Annotated in this window: 22 protein-coding genes; 14 read left to right on the forward strand and 8 right to left on the reverse strand. The window is 71.4% G+C overall.

The features are described from left to right. Window positions 1–156 precede the first annotated feature (156 nt). The 6 genes from AC3EU2_RS11055 (at window position 157) to AC3EU2_RS11080 (ending at window position 4,597) form a co-directional block, all read left to right on the forward strand. A complete protein-coding gene (locus AC3EU2_RS11055; protein ID WP_488176349.1) occupies window positions 157–1,551 on the forward strand; it encodes a rhodanese-like domain-containing protein in 1,395 nt (464 codons plus the stop codon). 63 nt (window positions 1,552–1,614) lie between these two features. Beyond that, complete coding sequence (locus AC3EU2_RS11060; protein ID WP_488176350.1) at window positions 1,615–1,794, forward strand: hypothetical protein; 180 nt, start codon at window positions 1,615–1,617, stop codon at window positions 1,792–1,794. A 6-nt stretch (window positions 1,795–1,800) separates the two neighbouring features. Further along, window positions 1,801–2,610 (forward strand): sulfite exporter TauE/SafE family protein, encoded by an 810-nt coding sequence (locus AC3EU2_RS11065; RefSeq protein ID WP_488176351.1) that lies wholly within the window; start codon window positions 1,801–1,803, stop codon window positions 2,608–2,610. A 145-nt stretch (window positions 2,611–2,755) separates the two neighbouring features. Further along, complete coding sequence (locus tag AC3EU2_RS11070) at window positions 2,756–3,253, forward strand: rhodanese-like domain-containing protein (RefSeq protein ID WP_488179477.1); 498 nt, start codon at window positions 2,756–2,758, stop codon at window positions 3,251–3,253. A gap of 102 nt (window positions 3,254–3,355) precedes the next feature. Next, window positions 3,356–3,547 carry a hypothetical protein gene (locus tag AC3EU2_RS11075; RefSeq protein ID WP_488176352.1) on the forward strand — a complete coding sequence of 64 codons (192 nt, stop codon included), beginning with the start codon at window positions 3,356–3,358 and terminating at the stop codon, window positions 3,545–3,547. Between the two features lie 45 nt (window positions 3,548–3,592). Beyond that, window positions 3,593–4,597: a YihY/virulence factor BrkB family protein gene (locus AC3EU2_RS11080; RefSeq protein ID WP_488176353.1), complete on the forward strand. Its 1,005-nt coding sequence runs from the start codon at window positions 3,593–3,595 to the stop codon at window positions 4,595–4,597. Here AC3EU2_RS11080 and AC3EU2_RS11085 read toward each other — a convergent pair. Next, complete coding sequence (locus tag AC3EU2_RS11085) at window positions 4,572–4,928, reverse strand: DUF2200 domain-containing protein (RefSeq protein WP_488176354.1); 357 nt, start codon at window positions 4,926–4,928, stop codon at window positions 4,572–4,574. The genes AC3EU2_RS11080 and AC3EU2_RS11085 overlap by 26 nt on opposite strands. A 1-nt stretch (window position 4,929) precedes the next feature. Then, window positions 4,930–5,553, reverse strand: coding sequence for a TetR/AcrR family transcriptional regulator (locus tag AC3EU2_RS11090; protein ID WP_488176355.1), 624 nt, complete (start codon window positions 5,551–5,553; stop codon window positions 4,930–4,932). 125 nt (window positions 5,554–5,678) lie between these two features. Here AC3EU2_RS11090 and AC3EU2_RS11095 point away from each other — a divergent pair, with 125 nt between their 5' ends. Beyond that, the gene (locus tag AC3EU2_RS11095) at window positions 5,679–6,356 is read left to right on the forward strand and encodes an NADPH-dependent F420 reductase (RefSeq protein WP_488176356.1); all 678 of its coding nucleotides are present in this window, start codon (window positions 5,679–5,681) and stop codon (window positions 6,354–6,356) included. Between the two features lie 22 nt (window positions 6,357–6,378). On the opposite strand, the gene AC3EU2_RS11100 is transcribed toward AC3EU2_RS11095, so the two are convergent. Both AC3EU2_RS11100 and AC3EU2_RS11105 read right to left on the reverse strand, forming a co-directional pair. Beyond that, window positions 6,379–9,897, reverse strand: coding sequence for a TM0106 family RecB-like putative nuclease (locus AC3EU2_RS11100; protein ID WP_488176357.1), 3,519 nt, complete (start codon window positions 9,895–9,897; stop codon window positions 6,379–6,381). A gap of 60 nt (window positions 9,898–9,957) precedes the next feature. After that, complete coding sequence (locus AC3EU2_RS11105; RefSeq protein ID WP_488176358.1) at window positions 9,958–11,511, reverse strand: dolichyl-phosphate-mannose--protein mannosyltransferase; 1,554 nt, start codon at window positions 11,509–11,511, stop codon at window positions 9,958–9,960. 51 nt (window positions 11,512–11,562) lie between these two features. Between AC3EU2_RS11105 and rsmI the strand changes: the two genes are divergently transcribed. Next, window positions 11,563–12,405, forward strand: a complete 843-nt coding sequence (rsmI, locus tag AC3EU2_RS11110) for a 16S rRNA (cytidine(1402)-2'-O)-methyltransferase (RefSeq protein ID WP_488176359.1) — start codon at window positions 11,563–11,565, stop codon at window positions 12,403–12,405. Between the two features lie 105 nt (window positions 12,406–12,510). Here the strand turns inward: rsmI and AC3EU2_RS11115 are convergent, their stop codons facing one another. Then, window positions 12,511–13,665: a serine hydrolase domain-containing protein gene (locus AC3EU2_RS11115; protein ID WP_488176360.1), complete on the reverse strand. Its 1,155-nt coding sequence runs from the start codon at window positions 13,663–13,665 to the stop codon at window positions 12,511–12,513. 280 nt (window positions 13,666–13,945) lie between these two features. On the opposite strand from AC3EU2_RS11115, the gene AC3EU2_RS11120 reads away from it, so the two are divergent. The 5 genes from AC3EU2_RS11120 to AC3EU2_RS11140 all read left to right on the forward strand — a co-directional run bounded on the left by AC3EU2_RS11120 (window position 13,946) and on the right by AC3EU2_RS11140 (window position 19,615). After that, on the forward strand, window positions 13,946–14,812 hold the full coding sequence (locus AC3EU2_RS11120; RefSeq protein ID WP_488176361.1) for an aldo/keto reductase: 867 nt from the start codon (window positions 13,946–13,948) through the stop codon (window positions 14,810–14,812). A 113-nt stretch (window positions 14,813–14,925) separates the two neighbouring features. Then, a complete protein-coding gene (locus tag AC3EU2_RS11125; protein WP_488176362.1) occupies window positions 14,926–15,633 on the forward strand; it encodes a succinate dehydrogenase cytochrome b subunit in 708 nt (235 codons plus the stop codon). A gap of 14 nt (window positions 15,634–15,647) precedes the next feature. Then, window positions 15,648–17,675, forward strand: a complete 2,028-nt coding sequence (locus AC3EU2_RS11130; protein ID WP_488176363.1) for a fumarate reductase/succinate dehydrogenase flavoprotein subunit — start codon at window positions 15,648–15,650, stop codon at window positions 17,673–17,675. Between the two features lie 58 nt (window positions 17,676–17,733). Continuing rightward, the gene (locus AC3EU2_RS11135; protein WP_035934450.1) at window positions 17,734–18,477 is read left to right on the forward strand and encodes a succinate dehydrogenase/fumarate reductase iron-sulfur subunit; all 744 of its coding nucleotides are present in this window, start codon (window positions 17,734–17,736) and stop codon (window positions 18,475–18,477) included. An 889-nt stretch (window positions 18,478–19,366) separates the two neighbouring features. Further along, entirely contained in the window at window positions 19,367–19,615 is a 249-nt protein-coding gene (locus AC3EU2_RS11140; protein WP_488176364.1) for a hypothetical protein, read from the forward strand. A gap of 76 nt (window positions 19,616–19,691) precedes the next feature. Here the strand turns inward: AC3EU2_RS11140 and AC3EU2_RS11145 are convergent, their stop codons facing one another. Further along, window positions 19,692–20,462 (reverse strand): CPBP family intramembrane glutamic endopeptidase, encoded by a 771-nt coding sequence (locus tag AC3EU2_RS11145; RefSeq protein ID WP_488176365.1) that lies wholly within the window; start codon window positions 20,460–20,462, stop codon window positions 19,692–19,694. Window positions 20,463–20,527: 65 nt separating this feature from the next. Next, a complete protein-coding gene (locus AC3EU2_RS11150) occupies window positions 20,528–21,145 on the reverse strand; it encodes a DUF4126 domain-containing protein (protein WP_488176366.1) in 618 nt (205 codons plus the stop codon). A 107-nt stretch (window positions 21,146–21,252) separates the two neighbouring features. On the opposite strand from AC3EU2_RS11150, the gene AC3EU2_RS11155 reads away from it, so the two are divergent. Beyond that, a complete protein-coding gene (locus AC3EU2_RS11155; protein WP_488176367.1) occupies window positions 21,253–22,020 on the forward strand; it encodes a thioesterase family protein in 768 nt (255 codons plus the stop codon). A gap of 76 nt (window positions 22,021–22,096) precedes the next feature. Here AC3EU2_RS11155 and AC3EU2_RS11160 read toward each other — a convergent pair whose 3' ends face one another. After that, window positions 22,097–22,747, reverse strand: a complete 651-nt coding sequence (locus AC3EU2_RS11160; RefSeq protein WP_488176368.1) for a hypothetical protein — start codon at window positions 22,745–22,747, stop codon at window positions 22,097–22,099. Window positions 22,748–22,837: the final 90 nt, after the last annotated feature.

Consider the following 22,837-nt stretch of genomic DNA (forward strand, 5'->3'; position numbering starts at 1 on the left):
GTGTCCGAGGCCACCCTCGAGCAGTTGTCGAGGCGCTCGCCGACAGCGGGAACCGCTCCGGTTCCAGGTCGGACTTCCTCGTCCTGTCCGGCTTCGACGCCAGCTCCGTCGTGGGCGGCACCCCTGCCCACCACCCCCACGGAAGGACCTCGCGCCATGAGCTCGACCCCGGTGATCATCCCCATCGAAACCCCCACCCTCGGTGACCGTTCCTACCTCGCACACGACGGTGCCGTGGCCTTCGTCATCGACCCGCAGCGCGACATCGACCGCATCCTGACGCTCGCCGACGAGGCCTGCGTCCGAATCATCCACGTCTTCGAAACGCACATCCACAACGACTACGTCACCGGCGGGCTCGCCCTGGCGCAGGCGACCGGTGCGGCGTACCACGTCAACGCCGCCGATGACGTCTCCTTCGAGCGCACGCCCATCCACGACGGCGACGTCGTCGAGGCGTCCGCGACGATGCGCCTGCGGGCCATCGCCACGCCGGGCCACACCTACACCCACCTGTCCTTCGCCCTGGAGGCAGCGGAGGCCCCCGGATCGGACTTCGAGGCCGTCGGTGTCTTCACCGGCGGGTCCCTGCTCTTCGGGTCCACCGGTCGTCCGGACCTCCTGGGTCACGAGCACACGCACGACCTCGTGCACCACCAGTTCGCGTCCGCACAGCGCCTGGCGCAGGAGCTGCCGGAGCAGGCCCACGTGCTGCCGACCCACGGTTTCGGCTCGTTCTGCTCGGCCGGCTCCACCGGCGACACGACGGCGTCGACGATCGGTGAAGAGAAGCGTCAGAACCCCGCCCTCACCCAGGACGAGGAGCGCTGGGTCGCCGACACCCTCGCCGGTCTGGACGCCTACCCCGCGTACTACGCCCACATGGGGCCGGCCAACAGCGCCGGCCCGGGAGCGCCCGACCTCGCCCCTCCTGAGTCCGCCGACAAGGACACCCTCGCAGCGCGCATCGCCGCCGGTGAGTGGGTCGTCGACCTGCGCAGCCGCACCGCCTTCGCCGCTGGGCACGTCACGGGCACCCTGAACTTCGGTCTCGACGGGCAGTTCGCGACCTACCTCGGCTGGCTCATCCCCTGGGGGACTCCCCTCACCCTGCTCGGCGACTCGCCCGAGCAGGTCGCCGAGGCGCAGCGCGAGCTCGTCCGCATCGGCATCGACGACCTAGCGGGCGCCGCGACCGGTGGCCCCGAGGAGTGGACCGAAGGCACGCTGGGGCACTTCGAGCGCGCCGTGTTCGCCGACCTGGCGCAGGTGCGCCACCACCGCCGGGTGGCCGTGCTCGACGTGCGCCGCGCGATGGAGTACGACGGCGGCCACATCGAGGGCGCGGTCAACATCCCCCTCCACGAGCTCCTCTCCCGGGTGTCCGAGGTGCCGTCCGGCGAGGTCTGGGTCCACTGCGCCGGCGGGTACCGTGCCTCGATCGCGGCCTCCGTCCTCGCCTCCCACCACGTCCCCGTGGTGGCCGTCGACGACAGCTACGACGAGAGCGCGGCCTCCTCCGGCCTTCCCCTCACCGCAACCGCCGCCTGACCTGTCCGACCCCACGCACCCCAGTCCGACCCCACACACGTCCCACCCCGAAGGAGAACCCTCATGTGTCGTCCCGCCAACTGCAAGGTCTGCGGCAAGACCACCTGGGCCGGCTGCGGCCAGCACGTCGACCAGGTCATGGCCAACGTCCCCCGAGGTGAGCGCTGCCCCGGGCACAGCGACGCCGAGAAGAGCGCAGCCGGCAACGGTTCGGCCTTCGCGCGCTTCTTCGGCCGTTCCTGACACCTCGTGTCGCCACTCGTCATCCCGCTCGGGCTGGTCATCGGCCTCGCGCTGGGCGCACTGGGCGGCGGCGGCTCGATCCTCACCGTCCCCGCGCTCGTCTACGTCCTGGGGCAGGAACCCCGCACGGCAACGACCAGCTCGCTGCTCATCGTCGGCGTCACCTCGCTCATCGCCCTTTTCCCGCACGCCCGGGCGCACCGGGTCCGCGTCGGACAGGGGCTGATGTTCGGGGCGCTGGGGACGGGGGGCTCGCTGATCGGGTCGCTCATGGCGTCGCGGGTCGCGCCGCAGGTGTTGCTCAGCGCCTTCGCCGGCCTCATGCTCGTCGTCGCGACCCTCATGCTGCGCCGGTCCTTCCGCCGCGACGTGGGGCCCGAGGCGGCGGATCCGACGTCCGAACCCATCCTCACCCTCCACCCCCTCACCTGCGCCTGCCCCCGGCTCGCCAAGGTCGTCGTGACCGCCACCGCCGTGGGGCTGCTCACCGGTTTCTTCGGCGTGGGTGGCGGATTCGTCCTCGTGCCGGCCCTCGTCCTGGCGCTGTCGTTCCCGATGCCTGTCGCAGTCGGCACCTCCCTGCTCGTCATCGCCGTGAACAGCGCCACCGCTCTCATGGCACGCATCACCACCGTCGGAACGGATCTCGACTGGCCCCTCATCGCGGCCTTCACGGCGGCCGCCGTGGTCGGCAGTCTCGTCGGCGGCCGACTCACCTCCCGGCTCCACCCCACGATCCTCACGCGCGCCTTCGCCGTGCTGCTCGTCGGTGTTGCCCTCTACACCGCTGCTCGCGCCCTGCCCACCCTCTTCTGAGGTGCCCGGCAGTGGGACACGAAAGGACACCATGAACTCCACCACCGTGACCGAATAGCCGGCAGAGGCCGGTGCGCCCCGCCGTCCCACCGGGCTCGACGCCCACGCCGTTCAGGAGTGGCTCACCTCTCCTGGAGGTCCACGACTGCTCGACGTCCGCAGCCCGGCCGAGTTCACCACCGCCCACATCCCGGGTTCCTGCAACGTGCCCCTCGATCTGCTGCGGGAGCATCGAACCGAGCTGCGGACCCACCTCGGCGACGAGGTCGTCCTCGTATGCCGCTCGGGTGCCCGCGCGGGCCAGGCCGAGTCGCTTCTCGGGGTCACCGGGCTCGACAACGTGCATGTCCTCACGGGCGGCGTCACCGCATGGGAGGCCGCTGGCGGCCCCGTGACCCGCGGTTCCGAGACGTGGGAGCTCGAACGCCAGGTCCGCCTCGTGGCCGGCAGCGTCGTCCTCGCTGGCGTTCTGGCCGGCACCGTTGCGCCGTGGGCCAAGTGGATCTCGGCCGGCATCGGCGCAGGCCTCACCGGCGCCGCGCTCACCAACAGCTGCGCCATGGGCATGCTCCTGTCCAGGCTGCCCTACAACCGCCGCAACGAACCCGACCTCGGCGCCGTCCTGAGGACGCTTGCTGCCTGACCGCGATCCCCGGTGACACGCGTGTCAGGCGCCGTGTCCCCCTGGGCCTCTGTCCACACCGAGCGGAGGGGATCGGCGCCCATCGAGGGGTACGGTCGGAACATGAGCCAGGGCCCTGACGACAGCCGCGTCCACGCGCGTGCCGAGCTCCTTCCGGAGGAGCGTGCCGTGGGCAGCGACGACCCCGAGGAGCAGGCTCGCCTCATCCTCGAGGAGTCGGACGAGCGCACCGCGGACCCCGAGGGCACGAGACGAGGATCCACCCAGACTCCCGACGGGGACCACGGCGCCTGAGGGCGCTTGACCCCGGTGGTGCCACCGCCGTGATGTGATGCGCGAGTGGGTATCGCCGAGCACGTAGACCGCTTCCAGCGGAAGCACACGGTCCTCGGGTTCCCGCTCGCCGTCGTCTACAAGTTCTTCGACGACCAGGCGGGCTACCTCGTCGCGCTCATCGCCTACTACGCCTTCCTGTCGTTCTTCCCGTTGCTGCTGCTCTTCACGACCGTCCTCGGAGCGGTGCTCCAGAGCCGCCCTGACCTCCAGGAGCGGCTGCTGGAGTCCACGCTCTCCGAGATCCCGGTGCTCGGTGCCCAGCTCGGCGACCCGGGGACGCTCCAGGGGAGCACCATCGGGATCGTCGCCAGTGGCGTGGTCGCGCTCTACGGAGGCCTGGGCATCGGTCAGGCGTTCCAGTACGCGATGAACACGGCGTGGGGAATCCCGCGCAACTCCCGCCCCAACCCCTTCAAGGCCCGGGCCCGCAGCTTCGTGCTGCTCCTCAACGTGCTGCTCTTCGTGGCGGCCACGACGGGCCTGTCCGTCGTCGCGACCACGGGCCTCATCTCGTACCCGGCGACGACCCGTGTGCTGCTCAACATCGCGCAGTATGCCGTCACGGCCCTGGTCTTCGCCCTCGCCATGCGTCGTGCCGTGGCTCGGGACGTGGGGCTCAAGGACGTGGCCCTCGGCGCGCTCGGAGCGGCGGCGACGTGGCAGTTGGTGCAGTACTTCGGGGTCGGGCTCGTCGAGCGGGCCACCGAGAGCTCGTCGTCGAACGGCATCTTCGCCATCGTCATAGGCCTGTTCGCGTTCTTCCACATCGCCGCCATGGGCATCGTGCTGTCCGCCGAGGCGGACGTCGTCCGCCACGCCCGGCTCTGGCCGCGCGCCCTGCTCACCCCCTTCACCGACAACGTCGACCTCACCGACGGCGACCGCCGCGCCTACACGCAGCAGGCCCGCATCGGACGGTTCAAGGGCTACCAGCAGATCGACGTCGGGTTCGACGCCCGGCCGGAGTCGGCCGAGGACGACGTCACGCGCTCGGGACCGCAGACCTGAGGATCTTGGACATCGGCCTGCCCTTGGCGAGCTCGTCGACGAGCTTGTCGAGCCAGCGGATCTGCTGCATCAAGGGGTCCTCGACCTCCTCGACGCGGATGCCGCAGACCGTCCCGGTGATGAGGGAGACGTTCGGGTTGAGCTCGGCCCGGGCGAAGAAGTCCTCGAAGGTCGTCCGGCCGGCGAGGTGGGCGTCGAGGGCCTTCTGGTCGTAGCCGGTCAGCCACGTGATGACCTCGTCGACCTCGGCCTTGGTCCGGCCCTTGCGCTCCGCCTTGGTGACGTAGTGCGGGTAGACGGACGCGACGCTGGTCGTGAAGATCCGGCTCATCTCAGGAGCGTAGCGCCGCGCGGCGACCCCGGGGTTTCACCGTGGATCCGACGAGGACACGCGCCGATACCTTGGCGGCCTCGGGGGCGTCCGGGCTCGCGTCGAGCGCTCCGCTGGCCAGGCCACCGTCGAGGAGGAGGGCGAGCGAGCGGGCGAGGGAGCCGGCGTCGGGAGCTCCGGCCTGCTCCGCCAGGCCGCTCATCCACGCCATGACGGCAGCCTTGTGGGCCACGGTGCGGTCGTGGACCGCCGTGCCCGGCTGCGACTCCGCGGCCGCGTTGATGAACGCGCACCCCCGGTACCCCTCGCGGCGGCACGCGGTCCCGAGGGCGTCGAAGAGCCCGACGAGCTGCGCAGCCGGGTCGGGGCCGGCCGCCTCTGCGGCAGCCCGGAGCTGCCCGGTCCACACTCCGTCGACCTTGTCGAGGTAGGCCACCACGAGGTCGTCCTTGGCAGGGAAGTGCCTGTAGAAGGTCGCCTTGGCCACGCCGGACTCGGCGATGATGAGGTCCACCCCGACGGCCCTGATGCCGCGGGCGTAGAAGAGCGCGAAGGCTGCCTCGAGGATGCGGTCGCGGGCCGCGCTGCTGCGCGGGACCTCCGGCGTCGAGGTGGGTCGGGGCATCGTTTCCTCCGGTGGGAGATGGCTGTCCGTCAGCATACCTTGTGGGTAGACAGATCTGTCTGCTAGGATCGCGGCCAGAGGTAGACAGATCTGTCTACTCGGTCATCGTCACCCAGGGAGCACCCATGAACATCGCAGTCCTCGGCACCGGCATGGTCGGCCAGTCCCTCGCCCACCGGCTCGTCCACCTCGGTCACGACGTCGTCGTCGGGACCCGCGACCCGGAGGCCACCCGGGCTCGCCGCGAGCCCGACGGCATGGGCAACCCGCCGTTCAGCACCTGGCTGGACTCCCACCCGTCGGTCGAGCTGACGACGCTGCCCGAGGCGGCTGCTCGCTCCGAGGTCGTCGTCAACGCGACGAACGGCGCCGTGGCGCTCGAGGCCCTCGGGCAGGCCGGTGCCGACCACCTCGCCGGCAAGGTGGTCATCGACATCTCGAACCCGCTCGACTTCAGCGCGGGCTTCCCACCCACCCTGCTCGTCAAGGACAGTGACTCGCTCGGCGAACAGATCCAGCAGGCCTTCCCCGAGGCGCGGGTCGTCAAGACGCTCAACACCCTCAACGCCCTCCTCATGGTCGACCCGAAGAGCCTCGGCCAGGAATCGTCGGTCTTCGTGTCGGGCGACGACCCCACGGCGAAGGCCGTGGTCGTCGACCTCCTCGAGAGCTTCGGCCACACCGATGTCATCGACCTGGGCGACATCACGACCGCGCGCGGCACCGAGATGTTCCTCCCCCTCTGGCTGCGTCTCATGGGGGCCCTCGGGACGCCCGCCTTCAACGTCAAGGTCGTGCGGTGACCACGGCCTGACCAGGCCGTGGTCAGGCCGTGCCAGCGAGCCTGCACAGCCCGAGGAACGCGCCGAGGGCGATGAGCTCGTCCGGACTGCGCGGGGAGAAGTCGGTGAGCACGGCGGACCGGACGACGTAGGCCGCGTGCTTGCCCCGGGAGATCGCCACGTTGACCCGGTTGCGGTTGAGCAGGAAGCCCATCCCGCGCGACACGTCCCCCGGGGCGGACGCTGCCATCGACAGGATCGCGACCGGGGCCTCCTGGCCCTGGAACTTGTCGACCGTGCCGACCGCCACCTCGTCGAGGCCGGCGGCCCGCAGGCGCACCTTGAGCATGCCGACCTGGCTGTTGTACGGCGTGATGACGCAGAAGTCCTGCTGGGTCAGCGGGCGCCCACCCTCGGCGCCGGCCTCGTCGCCGGCGGTCCAGGTGCGGCCGAGCAGATCGGTGACGAGGCCGACGACGACGTCGGCCTCCTCGGGGGAGAAGTTCTTGTTGTCGCGGTGCTCGACGAGCACCTCGTGGACCCCGGGCTCCACCCCCTCGAGGGTGCGCACGGCGGTGACGTGCTCCTCGGAGGTGAGCTGGCCGGCATACGACAACTGGGACACCGCCTCGGTGAGGCGCGGGTGCATCCGCCACGTCGTCTCGAGGAAGTACCCGAGCTCGGGCGGCAGGAGGTCGCCGTGGCCGGCGAGCCAGCCGAGCGCTGAGTGGTCGATCGGCTCGGCGTGGGTGCCCTGCGACACCTGGGGGAGCTGAGCCGGGTCGCCGAGGAGCAACAGGCGCCGACCCGCCATCGACACCGCGAGGGTCTTGCCGAGCGAGAACTGCCCCGCCTCGTCGATGACAACGAGGTCGAGCGACCCGCGCTCGATGCGGCCGGTGTTGGTGAGGTCCCAGGCGGTACCGCCGACGACGACGCCGAGTCCGGCCTCCGCCCGCTCGGCGATGAACGGCGCGAGGTCGTCGGCCTTGTCGAGGGCGGTCCAGTCGGGGGCGTCGGCGTACTTGGGGGCCTTGGCGACCTGCGTGCCCGGGACCCCGGCGCGCACGACCGCGTCGAGGATGTTCTCGACGGCTGCGTGGCCCTGCGAGCAGATCCCGACCTTCCAGCCGAGGCGGACCAGCCGGGCGATCACCCTCGCCCCGACGTGGGTCTTGCCGGTCCCGGGCGGACCCTGGACGGCGACGTAGGAGTCGTCCATGTCGGTGAGGGCGGCGGTGATGGCCTCGATGAAGCGGGCGTCCCCCGAGCCCGGGGCGGGAAGCGGCGCACCCGTGCGCAGCCGTGGCGGGGTGCGCCGCAGGACGTCGATGCCGGCGCGTCGGGGAAGGGTCGGGTGCGTCTCGAGCACCTCGCGGGCCAGCTCGTGCAGGGCCTCGTCGATGTTCCTCGTTCCGACCGTGCCGCCCGGCACGAACGCCACCGGGAAGTCGTCGATCTCCGCCTTGGCGGGGGCGTTCTCAAGGATCGTCAGGCGCTGGAAGACGCGACCGCGGTCGGTGATCTCCTCCTCGGCCTCGATGATCTCCACCGTGCCGGGGCTCCTCGCGTGGGCGTTGCCCGGCAGGTGGTCGGCCGGTGCAGGGAAGCTCGGCGGGGCGGGGTAGAGCGCCGCCACCTTGCCGCCGACGTCGAGCATCGTCCCGCCGGCCGGGTCGACGCGCACCGTGTAGATCCGCTTCATGCCGCTGCGGGGCGTCGGCTTGTGCCAGGGCGCGAGCAGCTCCGGCTGGCCCTCGACGATGGCGACGCCCGCGGAGCGCATCCAGTTCTGGACGGGGTGCTTGATCCGCTCGTAGTGCTCCCACCAGAACGGCTTGTCCTCGCGCGCGTGGAAGAGCACCGACGCGGCGACGAGGGCCACGGCGTGGTCCTCGGGGGTGCGCTGGTCGAGCGTGACGCCCTCGACGAGGGCCCGCAGCTCCGCCTCCAGCCGCAGCGCGGCCTCGCGCTCGTCGCTCAGCGGTCGCGGCGCGAGCGCCTCGACGACCTCGCCGACCCCGCCGTGTGGGACCCGGCTCACGAGCCAGTCCCGGAGCAGCCGGGTGGAGATGCAGTCGTCCTTGTTGTACTCGGCGATGCCGCCGAGGATGTCCCGGGCCGCGTCGCAGCGCTCCTCGAGCCGCGCCATCATGAACCGGTGGTACTCGACGATCGAGTCGTCCCCCTTCTGCAGGTCCGCGGTGCGGGCCTCCATGTAGAGGGGCTCGAGCTTCTTGATCGAGTACGACCGCTGCGAGACCCGGATCGCCCCGCGGACCGTCGCGTAGAGGTCGACGAAGACCTCGTCGCGCAGGAACTGGTCGACGTCGTCCTCGCACACGCCGTGGCGGGAGGCGAGCCGCTTGAGCGCGGCCGTCTCGTAGGGCGCGTAGTGGTAGATGTGCAGCCCCGGCCACCGACGCCGTCGTTCCTGCACGTAGGCCACGAAGTCGATGAGGGCCTGCTTCTCCTCCTCCCGGTCGTGCGCCCAGAACGCGCGGAAGACGTCGGGGCCGGAGTCCACCTCGACGACGCCGAAGAGGTACTCGAGGCCCCAGTCCTTCGACCCCCGCTCGGCCCACAGGGGGTCGCCCTCGAAGTCGAAGAACAGGTCACCGGTGCTGGGCACGGGCAGCCGCCGGATGGGCGCCTCGTCGAACACCTCGTAGACGACGGGCGCGTCCACGTCGTCGAGCTGGGTGAGCTGGAGGCGGGCCTGGGCGCGCAGCCGCTCGAGCCGGGCCTCCTGGATGCCGTCCACCGACCCGGTCGAGGCGGCCAGGTCGTCGATCGTCCTGATCCCGGCGCCGACGAGGTGCTTGCGCGTGCTCGGGCGGACCCCCGCGACGAGGGTGAGGTCGCGGTGGGCGGCCACCTCGGCCTCGCACACGTCGCAGCGCCCACAAGTGATCCACCGGTCGTCGCCCCACGCGCCGGGACCGTCGTCGCGCAGGTGCTCGCCGATGATCCGCTGCAGCCGGGCGAGCCGGGACCGGTAGACCGGCACGATGTCGGCCAGCGGGAAGTCGCGACGGTCCTCGTTGCCGAGGACGAGCCGCGCCCACGGCGCGGTGGGGACACCACGGTCCTGGAGCTGGGCGGCATACGCGGCGATCTGGAGCAGGGCGGGGACGTTCGCGGACCGCGCGAGCTTGGTGTCGCTGACCAGCCATCCCGCGTCGGTGCGCTCGAGGAAGTCGGCGTATCCGAGGACGTCGCCGTCGAAGAAGGTCGCCTGGCACAGGACCACGGCGTCCGAGTCGAGCGCCTCGAGGGTCTGCTGCATCGCGGCCGTGTAGCCCTCGCGGGAGTGCGGGCCACGGGTGAGGTCACGCACGCGCCCGGGGTGGAGCCGGCCGAGGCGGATGCGCTCGGCGTTCTCGTGGGCGTTGCCGAGCTCGATGATGCGTTCCATCATCGGCGAGCTCTCGTCGTCGGCTCGGACCACTCGTCCGAGGTGCCCGTCGAGGTCCCGGATCAGCGAGAACTCGCACTCCGACGCGGTGCGCAGGTCGTGCGGGCTGATGACGGGGCGGTCCTCGCCCGGGAAGAAGAACACGACGTCACCGTATGCCGCGGCACCGACACCGGGGGAGGCGTGGCCGAGCGGTGAGCGGGCTCAGATCCAGGAGGGGAACCACATGAGCCGGCGCCAGTGCTCGTACGGGACGACCTCCCCGCTGTAGAGGGGGTAGAACCACGCGAACAGCCCGATCGTGACGAGCAGGTAGGCGCTGACGACGAGCACCCCGGCCAGCCGCCGCTCGCGGCTCACGGCGCGGCCGCCGAGCACCAGCCCGAGGCAGAACGTCACGGCGAGCACGACGTAGGGCACGAACGCCACCGTGTAGAACGCGTAGATGGTGCGGTGCTGGTAGAGGAACCACGGCGCGTAGCCGGCGACGACCCCGGCGAGGGCGGCCCCCGCGCGCCAGTCACGGCGCACCGCCCAGAAGAAGGCGCAGACGAGCAGGGCGACGATCCCCGCCCACCAGATGGAGACCGTGCCGATGGTGTGGACCGCCTGGGAGCACGAGCCCACGTCGCACCCGCCCTGGACGAGGTCGTCCCCCTTGTAGAAGAACGACGTCGGCCGGGCCTGGATCATCCAGCCCCACGGGTTGGACGAGTACGAGTGCGGCGTCGACAGCGTGGTGTTGAACTGCCACATGTCCTGGTGGTACTTCACCCAGTTGCGCAGCGCCGCCGGCAGCCACTGGATGCCCTCGCCGGGGTGGAAGGTGTCCCACCTGCGGTGGTAGCCGTTGCTCGACGCGAACCAGCCCGACCACGACAGCACGTAGACGACGGCGGAGGTCACGACGAGCTGCACCGCGGCATACGGCCCGTCCTTGAACAGGCCCTCGCGCACCCACGAACGGACGCCCACGGCGCGGCGCGCACCCATGTCCCAGAAGACCGTCATGAGTCCGAAGACCGCGAGGAAGAACAGCCCCGACCACTTCGTCGACACGCCCAGGCCGAGCGAGAGACCGGCGAGCCAGCGCCATGGCCGCACGCCGAGCCACGGCCCTCGGGTCAGGGGTGTACCGGCAGGCTGGCTCCCGACCAGGCGTGCCAGGCGCTCGCGGGCCCGGTCGCGGTCGACGACGAGCGCGGCGAACCCGGCGAGGGCGAAGAACGAGACGACCATGTCGAGGATGCCGGTGCGGGACAGGGCGAAGTGGGTGCCCTCGACGGCGAGCAGCAGGGCGGCGATGCACCCCAGGGCCGTCGAGCCGAACATCCGCCGGGCGACCCGGCCGAGGACGAGGATCGACAAGGTGCCGAGCACCGCGGCGGCGAAGCGCCACCCGAAGGGGTTCGTCGGCCCGAACAGCCATTCGCCGGCGCCGATGAGCCACTTGCCGACGGGCGGGTGCACGACCATGTCCCCCTGGTCGGAGAAGACCTTGACGTTGCCGGCGTTCCAGAGCTTGTCCGCGTCCTCGTTCGTCCCCGCGACGCGCAGCTCGACGCCGTGCTCGACGAGCGACCAGCCCTGCTTGACGTAGTAGGTCTCGTCGAAGGAGAGCGAGTCCGGCCGGCCGAGGTTCCAGAACCGGAGGAACCCGCCGATCGCCGCGACGAGCAGCGGCCCGACCCAGCCCCAGACGCGGTCGGTGGGAGTGGTCCCGAGCAGGCGGGCGTGCAGCTCGTCGGTCCGGGTCACCGGCACATCGTAGGCACCACCGATGTGTGGGAGCCGTGGGAGGATCGCGCCATGACTGACGCCGGTGAGGGAGTTCTCGTCCTCGCGGCGACACCGATCGGTGACCCGCGCGACGCGGCGCCCCGTCTGGCCGACGAGCTCGCCACCGCCGACGTCATCGCGGCGGAGGACACCCGGCGGCTGCGTCGGCTCTGCCAGTCGCTCGACGTCAACCCGACCGGTTCGGTCGTCAGCTACCACGAGCACAACGAGGCCGCCCGCACGACGGACCTCGTGGAGAGACTTCGCGGGGGCGCGCGCGTCCTCGTCGTCACCGATGCGGGTATGCCGTCCGTGTCCGACCCGGGGTACCGACTCGTGTCCGCGGCGATCGGGATCGACGTCCGCGTCACGTGCGTCCCGGGCCCGTCGGCAGTCCTCATGGCGCTCGCGGTGTCGGGGCTGCCGGTGGACCGGTTCTGCTTCGAGGGGTTCCTGCCGCGCAAGGGCGGGGAGCGCATCCGGGTGCTGCGGGGCCTTGCCCGGGAGCACCGGACGATGGTGTTCTTCGAGGCGCCGCACCGGATCGCGAAGTCGCTGGCCGCGATGGAGGAGGTGTTCGGCGGGACCCGCCGGGCGGCGGTGTGCCGGGAGCTGACGAAGACGTACGAGGAGGTGCGTCGGGGCTCGCTCGTCGAGCTCGTCGCGTGGGCGGACGACGGCGTCAAGGGGGAGATCACCGTCGTCGTCGCCGGTGCCGACGTCGTCGTGGGCGACGTCGACAGCCAGCTCACCGGGATCCTCGACCGGGTGGCGGAGGGCGAGCGGCTCAAGGACGTGTGCGCCGACGTCTCCGCGGCGACCGGCCTGTCCAAGAAGGCGCTCTACGACGCGGCCCTCGCCGCCCAGCGCTGACGCACCCCGCACCCCCGAGGCCGACTTCTTGCGCTTTCCGGTCAGTACGTGGGTGGCCGGTCGCCGACGCTGTTGACCGGAAAGCGCAAGAAGTCGGGGGTGGGGTCAGGGGCCGGTGAGGAGGCCGCCGGCCTTGACGAGGTACTGCACCAGGGCCCCCGGGTCGGCGGTGCTGGGCGTGAGGATCGCGACCGCGAGCTGCGAGTCGGGGAAGACGGCCAGCGCCGACCGGTAGCCGAGGATCTCGCCCGCGTGCCCGACGGCGTCGACGTTCCACCTCAGCTGGCTGAGGTCCATCGTCCCCAGGCCGTAGAGGTCGTCACCGAAGTCGGTCATCTCCTCGAGGGACTCCTTCTCGAGGATCCGCCCGCCGTACAGCTCGTACCCCCAGCGCGCGACGGTGGGGGCGTCGGCGGCGATTCCGCCCGCGGCGCCCGCCGCGCTCGCCAGTGCGCGGAAGGGCAGGTAGCCGTCGTTCTCCGCGGGCATCGGCATGGCGGGTTCGTCGTCGAGCGGCTGCCCCAGCGGGGGAGGCAGCCCCGCATCGGTCTGCAGGGTGAGGCGCTCGAGTCCGGCCGGCTCGAAGAGGTCGCGCTCGAGCACGTCCTCGAGCGGCGCCTTCCGCGCCGCCTCGATGACGAGCCCCAGCACCCAGTAGTTGACGTTGTTGTAGTCGCCGTCCAGCCCGGGCTTTGCCACCGCCGTGGGAACGACGGCCAGCGCCTCGGCCGCCGTCCACCTCCTGGTCGTCGACGCGGCGTAGGCATCCCAGTTCGGCTGCTGTGGGAGGCCGCTGCGCATCTCGAGGAGCTGGCGCACGGTCACGCCCCGGCTCAGCAGGGGACTCCGGACGTACGTGCTGGCCGCGGCGTCGAGGTCGACCAGCCCTTCCTGCGCCAGGGTCAGCACCTCGGCCGCGACGAAGGTCTTGGTGATGCTGGCGATCGCCAGGCCCGAGGTCGGGAGGAGCGGGCTGCCCTTCCCGTCGACCCCCGCTGCGCCGGACCACGTTCGTCCGCGGGTGACCACGGCAACGGTCAGGCCGGGGAGGTAGCCCTCGGTCACCCAGCGCCGGACCTCCGCCCCCAGGGTGGCGGCGAGCCGCTCGTCCACCGCCGGCCCGACCGGCGGGAACGGCACCCCGCCCCCCGCGGTCGTCATGGCGATGGGCGACGGCGACGGGGCCCGATCCTCGCCGCTCGAGCACCCCACGAGCAACGCGGCCGCCAAGAGGGCGGTCACCAGCCGGGAACGTCCCACGACGCCTCCCTCCCGGGCCATGCGCCCGCCGGGGCCCGCTCGTCCACTGTCCCGCCGGCCGACCGGACCGGTCAAGGGGCGCGCCGCCCACGGGGTCGTGCCGATGACGACACGGTTCGCGAACCGCGTTGGTGCTCGTGAACCGGAACGATCAGGTTCACGAGCCATCGTGGGGTTCGCGAACCGTGAAGGGCGACGACCGGGCGGGCCCCTCAGGTGCCGTCGTCGAGCCCGGCACCCTCGACTTGACGTGGGGCGCCGCGGTCGTGAGGTTGGGTCCATGCAGACACGCACCCTCGGAGACACGCAGGTCGGCGCCATCGGCCTGGGGCTGATGACGTTCGACCAGAGCGGGAGCCAGCCGCGACAGCAGCTCCTCGACACGGTGACCGCCGCGCTCGACGCCGGCGTCACCCTCTTCGACACCGCCGACGCCTACGGCCCCGGCGACGAGAAGGGGATCGGGGCCCAGGGCGAGAACGAGCGTCTCATCGCCTCGATCCTCGACGAGCTCGGCGTGCGCGACCGCGTCCTGCTCGCCACTAAGGGCGGGCACGTGCGCACCGAGGGTGGCGGATGGGACCTCGACAGCTCGGCCGACCACCTGCGCCGCGCCGTCGACGCCAGCCTCGAGCGCCTCGGGGTCGAGCAGCTCGCGCTCTGGCAGCACCACCGCCCCGACCCGAAGGTGCCGTACGACGAGGTCATCGGGACGCTCAAGGAGATCGCCGACAGCGGCAAGGTCGGCCGGGTCGGCCTCTCGAACGCGAACCCCGAGCAGATCCGGGCCGCCCACGCCGCGCTCGGCGACTCCCTCGTGAGCGTCCAGAACCAGTTCAGCCCCGCCTTCCGCAGCAGCCGCCCCGAGATCGACGTCTGCGAGGAGCTCGGCCTCGCCTTCCTCCCGTGGAGTCCGCTCGGAGGACTCGGCGGCGCGAAGGAGCTCGCCGAAAAGCACCCCGCCTTCGCCGAGGTGGCCACCGCTCGCGGCGTGAGCCCGCAGCAGGTCGCCCTCGCCTGGGAGCTCGCCCAGTCCCGCGTCGTCATCCCGATCCCGGGCGCCAAGCGGCCACAGTCCATCAGCGACTCGGTGGCCGCGGCGGATCTCGAGCTCAGCGTCGACGAGCTGGCCCGCCTCGACGCGTGAGCGGTGAGTGGGAGGGGAGCGGGCGGCATACGCGTGGGTAACGTGCGTATCTCACACGTGAGTTAGGTCGGCCTGAGCAGGTCCGCGCGTGTCGGGCGGGGTACCTTTCGTCCATGCCCACGACGACGCTCTCCCCGCGCACGACGACGGCGCGGAGCACGACGATCGCGCTCAAGCTGCTCATGGCAGTGACCGGCCTGGTCTTTGTCGGATATCTCCTGCTGCACATGTACGGCAACCTCAAGGCGCTCTCCGGCGAGGAGTCGTTCAACGGCTACGCCGAGCACCTGCGCTCCTTCGGTGAGCCGATGCTCCCGTACGGCGGGCTGCTGTGGATCGTGCGGCTCGTCCTCCTCCTCTCGATCGTTGGCCACGTGTATGCCGCGTTCGCCCTCTGGAGCCGCGCCGGCAGTGCGCGTCGCACCAAGTACGCGGCGATGAAGACGGCCGCGACGACGAAGTGGATGCGCTGGGGCGGGGTCTTCCTCCTCCTGTTCATCGTGTGGCACCTCATCCACTTCACGATCGTCAAGGTCTCGCCCAACGCCGACAAGCAGGGCATCGACGTCACCGCGAACCCCTACCAGCTCGTCGTCGCGAGCTTCGAGGTCTGGTGGATGACGCTCATCTACGTCGCGGCGATGGTCGCGCTGTTCATGCACCTCATGCACGGTGTCTTCAGCGCCCAGCAGACCCTCGGCTGGACCTCGACCCCCAAGGCCCGGACGCGTGCCCGCGGCCTCGGCCTGGGGCTCGCCGCACTCATCGTCGTCGGGTTCCTCATCCCGCCGCTGTCCATCGCATTCGGCCTGATCGACTGAAGGTGTCGCTGAACATGACTGAGAACTCCTCCGGCCTCGTCCACGGCATCTACCGCGACGGCGCCCCCATCGCCGACCACAAGGCCCCGGCCGGGCCGATCGAGCAGAAGTGGACCCGTCGCAAGTTCGAGGCGGCCCTGGTCAACCCGGCGAACCGTCGCAAGATGTCGGTGATCATCGTCGGCACCGGGCTCGCCGGTGGCGCCGCCGCCGCGACCCTCGGCGAGGCCGGCTACCACGTGAAGTCCTTCTGCTTCCAGGACTCCCCGCGCCGGGCGCACTCGATCGCCGCGCAGGGCGGCATCAACGCCGCGAAGAACTACAAGGAGGACGGCGACTCCGTCCAGCGCCTCTTCTACGACACGGTCAAGGGCGGCGACTACCGCTCCCGCGAGACCAACGTCTACCGCCTCGCCGAGGTGAGCGCGAACATCATCGACCAGTGCGTCGCGCAGGGCGTCCCGTTTGCGCGTGAGTACGGTGGCCTGCTCGACAACCGCTCCTTCGGTGGCGTCCAGGTGTCCCGCACGTTCTACGCCCGCGGGCAGACCGGGCAGCAGCTCCTCATCGGGGCCTACCAGGCACTCGAGCGCCAGGTCGCCGCCGGCACGGTCGAGCAGTTCACCCGCCACGAGATGCTCGAGGTCATCGTGGATGGCGAAGGCTCGGAGCGCCGGGCGCGCGGGATCATCGCCCGCGACCTCGTGACCGGCGAGATCGAGACCCACCTCGCCGACGCCGTCGTGCTGGCCTCCGGTGGGTACGGCAACGTCTTCTTCCTCTCGACCAACGCCATGGGCTCCAACGTCACGGCGACCTGGCGCGCGCACCGCAAGGGCGCCCACTTCGCCAACCCCTGCTACACCCAGATCCACCCGACCTGCATCCCGGTCGCCGGTGAACACCAGTCGAAGCTGACCCTGATGTCGGAGTCGCTGCGCAACGACGGCCGCATCTGGGTGCCGAAGAAGCGCGAGGACTGCGACAAGGACCCGCGCGACATCGCCGAGGGCGACCGCGACTACTACCTCGAGCGGATCTACCCCTCGTTCGGCAACCTCGTGCCCCGCGACATCGCCTCCCGCCAGGCCAAGAACGTCTGTGACGAGGGTCGAGGTGTCGGCCCGGTCGTCGGCGACTTCCGCCGTGGCGTCTACCTCGACTTCGCCGACGCCATCGGGCGTCTCGGCGAGGACGCGGTCCGCAACAAGTACGGCAACCTCTTCGACATGTACGCCCGGATCACCGGCGAGGACCCGTACACGACACCGATGCGCATCTACCCGGCCGTGCACTACACGATGGGCGGGCTCTGGGTCGACTACGACCTCCAGTCGACGATCCCCGGTCTCTTCGTCACCGGCGAGGCGAACTTCTCCGACCACGGCGCCAACCGGCTCGGCGCCTCCGCCCTCATGCAGGGGTTGGCCGACGGCTACTTCGTCCTGCCCAACACCATCCGCGACTACCTCGCCACCTCCCCGGCCACGCCTCTCACCGAGGACAGCCCGGCCGTCCTGGGCGCCCGCCGGGAGGTCGAGGAGCGCACCGAGCGCCTGCTCGCCATCAACGGTGAGCGCAGCGTCGACTCGTTCCACCGCGAGCTCGGCAACATCATGTGGGAGTACTGCGGCATGGAGCGCTCGGAGGAGGGCCTGCTCAAGGCCATCGACCTCATCCGTGGCCTGCGCGCCGAGTTCTGGCGCAACGTCCGGGTCCTCGGTGCGGCCGACACCCTCAACCAGTCCCTCGAGAAGGCCGGCCGCGTCGCCGACTTCCTCGAGCTGGGCGAGCTCATGTGCATCGACGCGCTGCACCGCCGCGAGTCCTGCGGCGGGCACTTCCGGGCCGAGAGCCAGACCGAGGACGGTGAGGCGCTGCGTCACGACGACGAGTTCGCCTACGTCGCGGCCTGGGAGTTCACGCCGCCCCACGACGCAGACGGCGAGACGACGTTTGGTGCCGGCATGGGCGCGCCCGTCCTGCACAAGGAAGACCTCACGTACGAGTTCATCGAGCTGAAGCAGCGGAGCTACAAGTGACCACCCCAGAAAGTTCTACGTTCCTTCGTCACTCCGATACTTTCCGGGGGCCCCGATCATGAACCTGACCCTCAAGATCTGGCGCCAGACCGGACCCGACGACACGGGCGGCCTCGTCACCTACCGCATGTCGGACATCAGCCCGGACATGTCGTTCCTCGAGATGCTCGACGTCCTCAACGAGAAGCTCAACGCCAACGGTGAGGAGCCCATCGCCTTCGACAGCGACTGTCGGGAGGGCATCTGCGGCATGTGCGGCCTGATGATCTCTGGTCACGCACACGGCCCCGAGCGGACGACCACCTGCCAGCTGCACATGCGCTCGTTCAAGAACGGCGACACGATCACGGTCGAGCCGTGGCGGGCCGAGGCGTTCCCGATCGTGCGCGACCTCGTCGTCGACCGCGGCGGGCTCGACCGGATCATCCAGGCCGGCGGCTACATCTCGGCCAACACCGGCTCGGCCCCGGACGCCCACGCGACGCCCGTCCCCAAGGACAACGCCGACCGTGCCTTCATGGCCGCCGAGTGCATCGGGTGCGGCGCGTGCGTCGCCGCCTGCCCCAACGCCAGCGGCATGCTCTTCCTCGGCGCGAAGATCACCCACCTCGGTGAGCTGCCACAGGGCCAGCCGGAGCGCGATGCCCGCGTCGTGTCGATGGTCGGCCAGCACGACCACGAGGGCTTCGGGGGCTGCACCAACGTCGGCGCGTGCTCGCAGGCGTGCCCCAAGGGCATCCCGCAGGACGTCATCTCCCAGCTCAACAAGGACCTGCGCACCGCGCTCAAGCACGGCCGCTGAGCCCGCCCACACGACGCGAGCGCGCGGCACACCCACTCCGGGTATGCCGCGCGCTCACCTGTCGGGGGCCGTGCGACCAGTCGGGGGTGGCGCGCACCCCGACTCGTCACGGAACCCCCGACTGGCGGAGCCTGGGGACAACTCCGCGGCACCACCGACGAGTCCTGCGACCCTCGGGGGGTGCTCGGACCCCCTCGCCACCCACCGTTCGACCCGAGTCGGCTGTCTCGGACCGCCGACCTGCGGCGGGTCGGGACCGAGCCGAGCCGGGGCGGGTGGCGGCAGGTGCGCACGGGTGTCTGGTTGCCCGAGGCGAGCTTCGCGGCGCTCACCCCGGTGGACCGCCACGCCGCCCTCGTGCACGCGACGATGCGAACCCACCGGGCGGGGGAGTCGCTGCGGTTCGCGGGTGAGTCGGCTGCCGCGGTTCTGGGGGTCCCACGGATCAACGCCTGGCCCACGACGGTGCGCCACCTCGTGACCCGCCGAGGAGTCAGCGGGTCGTCCGTGCTCCGCCCGCTCCTCGGTGGCGAGAGCGAGTGCGTGCGGGTCCACGGTGTGTTGGTCACGCCGCCGGCGCGGACGGTGGTCGACCTCGCGCGGTACGGCGCGCTGCAGGATACGGTCACCGCCGCCGACTACTGCCTCCGGCACGCGATGTGCACGCGCGACGACCTCGCCGGGACTCGCTCTCGTGCCGCGGCGAGCGCGCGGACGGGCGTCCGCCGCGAGGGCCGTGGCGCTCGCCGACGGGGCGAGCATGTCTCCGGGAGAGAGCTTCTCGCGGGTGCAGATGTTCCGTCTCCTCATCCCGAAGCCGCGGTTGCAGGTGTCGTTCTCGGACGCGGACGGCCACATCGGGGACGTCGACTTCTGATGGGAGGGGACGGTGGGGGAGTTCGACGGGCGCACGAAGTACCGCATCCCGGCCGGGGCCAGCGCTGAGGAGGTGGGGCGGGTGCTGTGGGCCGAGAAGAAGCGCGAGGACCCCCTTCGACGCCGGACCCGGGTTGCGCGGTGGGTGTGGGCCGACCTGCTCAGACCCGACCGGCTGCTCGCGATCCTCACCGACCAGGGCGTTCGGCCCGAGCGGCGCTCGACGTGGCTCGACCAGGACGACCAGTCGGGGGTTGCGTGACGAGTCGGGGTCCCTGCCGGCCCCGACTCGTGACAGGACCCCCGACTTGCGGCTCGGGGCGCCAGCCGGACCCACCTCAGAGCCAGGTGAGGCGGTCCTTGAGGAGGGCGTAGCCGACGAAGGCGACGACGTCGAGGACCGTGTGGGCGACGACGAGCGGCCCCACGCGCCTGGTGCGGGTGTAGACCCACCCGAAGAGCAGCCCCATGAGGGCGTTCCCGACGAACCCGCCGAAGCCCTGGTAGAGGTGGTACGACCCGCGGATCAGAGCCGACGACAGCAGGATCCGACCCGTCGACCAGCCGGCCTGCGACCACCGGGTGAAGAGGTAGCCGACCATGACGACCTCCTCGAGCACCGCGTTCTGTGCCGCCGCGAGGACGAGCACGGGCACCGCCCACCACACGTCGGTGAGGTTCGATGCCGCGATCGTGGTGTTGAGGTCGAGGGCCCGGGCGACGGCGTACAGGCCGAGGCCGGGGACGCCGACGAGCGCCGCGAGGCCGAGGCCGCGCACGAGGTCACGCGCCGGCTGGGTCCAGTCCCACCCGATCGCGAACCGCGCCCGCACGTCCCCCCGGGAGAGCAGGTGCATCGCGAGCAGGACCGGGACGAGGGCCAGCCCGACCTCGACGAGCTGGTACACGAGGTCGAGCCACGGCCGGTCCGGCGTCACCGACGAGTTCATCGCCGTCGTCTGCTGCCCCAGCGGCGCCTCGGCCGACAGCTTGCGGACGAGCGACAGCGCGCTCCAGATCGCCGACGCACCGAGCGAGACGCCGAGCACGAGCCACGTCTCGGCGAGGAGGTCCCGCCGCGTCAGGGCGCGCTCCTCGGTGACCTCCATGCGGCGCAGCCTATGCACCGAACGTGGACGCCCGCTGCACGCCGGCCCAGAGCTCGTGGAACCGCTCAGACCCGAGGGTATGCCGGGTCCGGCCCGATCCGGTCGGCTCGCCGCCGCTTCCACCGGCGCACCCTGAGCCACATCCACACGAGGAGCCAGGCCAGGGCTGCGAGGGCGACGATGACGAGGACCGGGATGAAGATCGCGACGAGGGACAGGCCGACGGAGGCGCCGTCCTCGGCGGTGGAGACGACCGGGGCGCCCATGCCGAGGGTGCCGGCGTTGATCGCCGGGCGGGCGGCCATCTTGCCGGAGTGCACGAGCCCGGAGACGACGATGCCGAGGACGACCCCGACCCACGGGTTGTCGCCCATCCACGTCGACCGGTCGAGGTCCTCCGCGGCCGTCGTGGCGGCGAAGATCAACCCGCCCATGCTCGGCCGGATGAAGGTCTGGATCGCGTCGTTGACGGTGTCGACGGCGGGGATCTTGTCGAGGACGAGCTCGGTGAGGAGCAGCACGGCGCCGACGCCGATGGCCCAGGGCGACTCGATCCACGCAAAGCTCTCCGGCAGCGTGATGACGTCGGTGAAGCGCGCGATGAGCGCGACGACCATGAACGGGATGTAGGCGTTGAGCCCCGCCGCGGCGGAGAGCCCCAAGCCGGTGAGTGCGGCGATCACGTGTCGACCTCCCTGTCGTCCGGACGCCGGACCGCGCCCTCGAGGACATGTCTACTCGATGCCGGGGGTGATCTCCGGCTCGCGGACCCGGCAGGGAGGATGGGGCGATGAGCTACTTCCGGCGGGTCGGCGACGCGAGCTTCGTGCCCACGTCCCACGTCCAGGGGGCGTGGAACCTCGAGGAGCAGCACGTCGCCCCGGCGCTCGGCCTCATGGCCCACCTCGTCGAGCTCGACCGGGACGCCCGGCGCGACGACGGACTGGGGCTCGCCCGGCTGTCCTACGACATCCTCGGGACCCTCCCGATGGAGGTGTGCGACGTGGAGGTCCGGGTCCTGCGGCCCGGCCGGACCATCGAGCTGGTCGAGGCCGTGCTGTCCCACGGCGGCCGGCCGGCGGTGACCCTGCGGGCCTGGCTGCTCGACGCGAGGGACACGAGCAGCGTTGCAGGCAGCGGGCTTCCGGCGATCCCGGCGCCGGCGGACGTCCCGGCATGGGACCCGCGGACGGTCTGGCCCGGCGGGTTCATCGAGTCGGTGTCGCTGCGGCGAGCCCAGGAGGAGCCGGGGCGGGCGGCGTTCTGGGTGCGCACCGACGTGCCCCTCGTCGACGAGCCGCACGGCCGCCTCGTCGCCGCCGTCGGCCTGCTCGACATCGCCAACGGGATGACCGTGCGGGCCCACCCGCGGGACGTGGCGTTCCCCAACCTCGACGTCACGGCGCACCTGTTCCGCTCGCCGGGGGAGGGGTGGCTCGGCTTCGACACCACGGTGACCTTCGGCGCCGCGGGGACCGGCCTGACCTCGTCGGTGCTGCACGACGAGTCCGGCCCGTTCGGCACCCTCGCGCAGGCGCTCACGGTCCGGCCCCGCTGAGACCTCGCGACCCACGCACGCGTATGCCGTGTGGTCCCGGGGTCGGGACCACACGGCATACGCGCTGTGCCGTGTCTCAGGCGTCCGTGCGAGCCTGCTTGCGGGCGACGATCCGGCCGAGGACGGCGTAGCCGACGACGAGGTGGAGCGCCCCGACCCAGCGGGCGGTGCCCTCGCCGAGGATGGCCATGGTGGGGACGGTGACGACGGCCCAGCTCTCCGCGACCATCGGCCAGAAGCGCGAGACGCCGGTCCAGCGGCCGGCGACCGCGATGCGGATGCCGATGAGGCACATGCCGAGCATCGAGATCGGCCAGAACATGTCGAGCATGAGGGAGGCCGGGTTCTCGAGGTCGGTCAGGCCGAGGAAGTCGGACGTCGTCGACGCCATCGCGAGGGCGAGGAACCCCGTCTCGATCCGCAGCAGGGTCCGCGCCAGCCGGCCCGCGCCGATCGCTCGGGTGAGCCACAGCACCCGCACGAGGGCGAGGACACCGACCTGGAAGAGGAACGCGGTGGCGTTGTGCACGTACTGGTTGAGGAGCGACTCGTTGTTGAGCCCGAGGGCCGCGATCGCCGCTGACCAGGCGAGGGCGCCGGCGGTGAGCAGCGCGCCGTGGACGCGGTAGGGGTGCGTGCGGGCTGGGCCGTCGACGTCCGTGGTCTCCACGAGCGGGGCGGTGGCCAGGTCGGACCGGGCCGGTGCGGGGGTCTGGGTGACGGACATCGGGTTCTCCTTCGGTGGGGGCGCCGCGCTCGGTGCCGTTGCCGAGAACTCTCGGGCGCCCCGTGACCCGGGCGTCAGGGAGCGCGGTCC

The organism is Knoellia sp. B-D-2 (genome assembly GCF_057714695.1).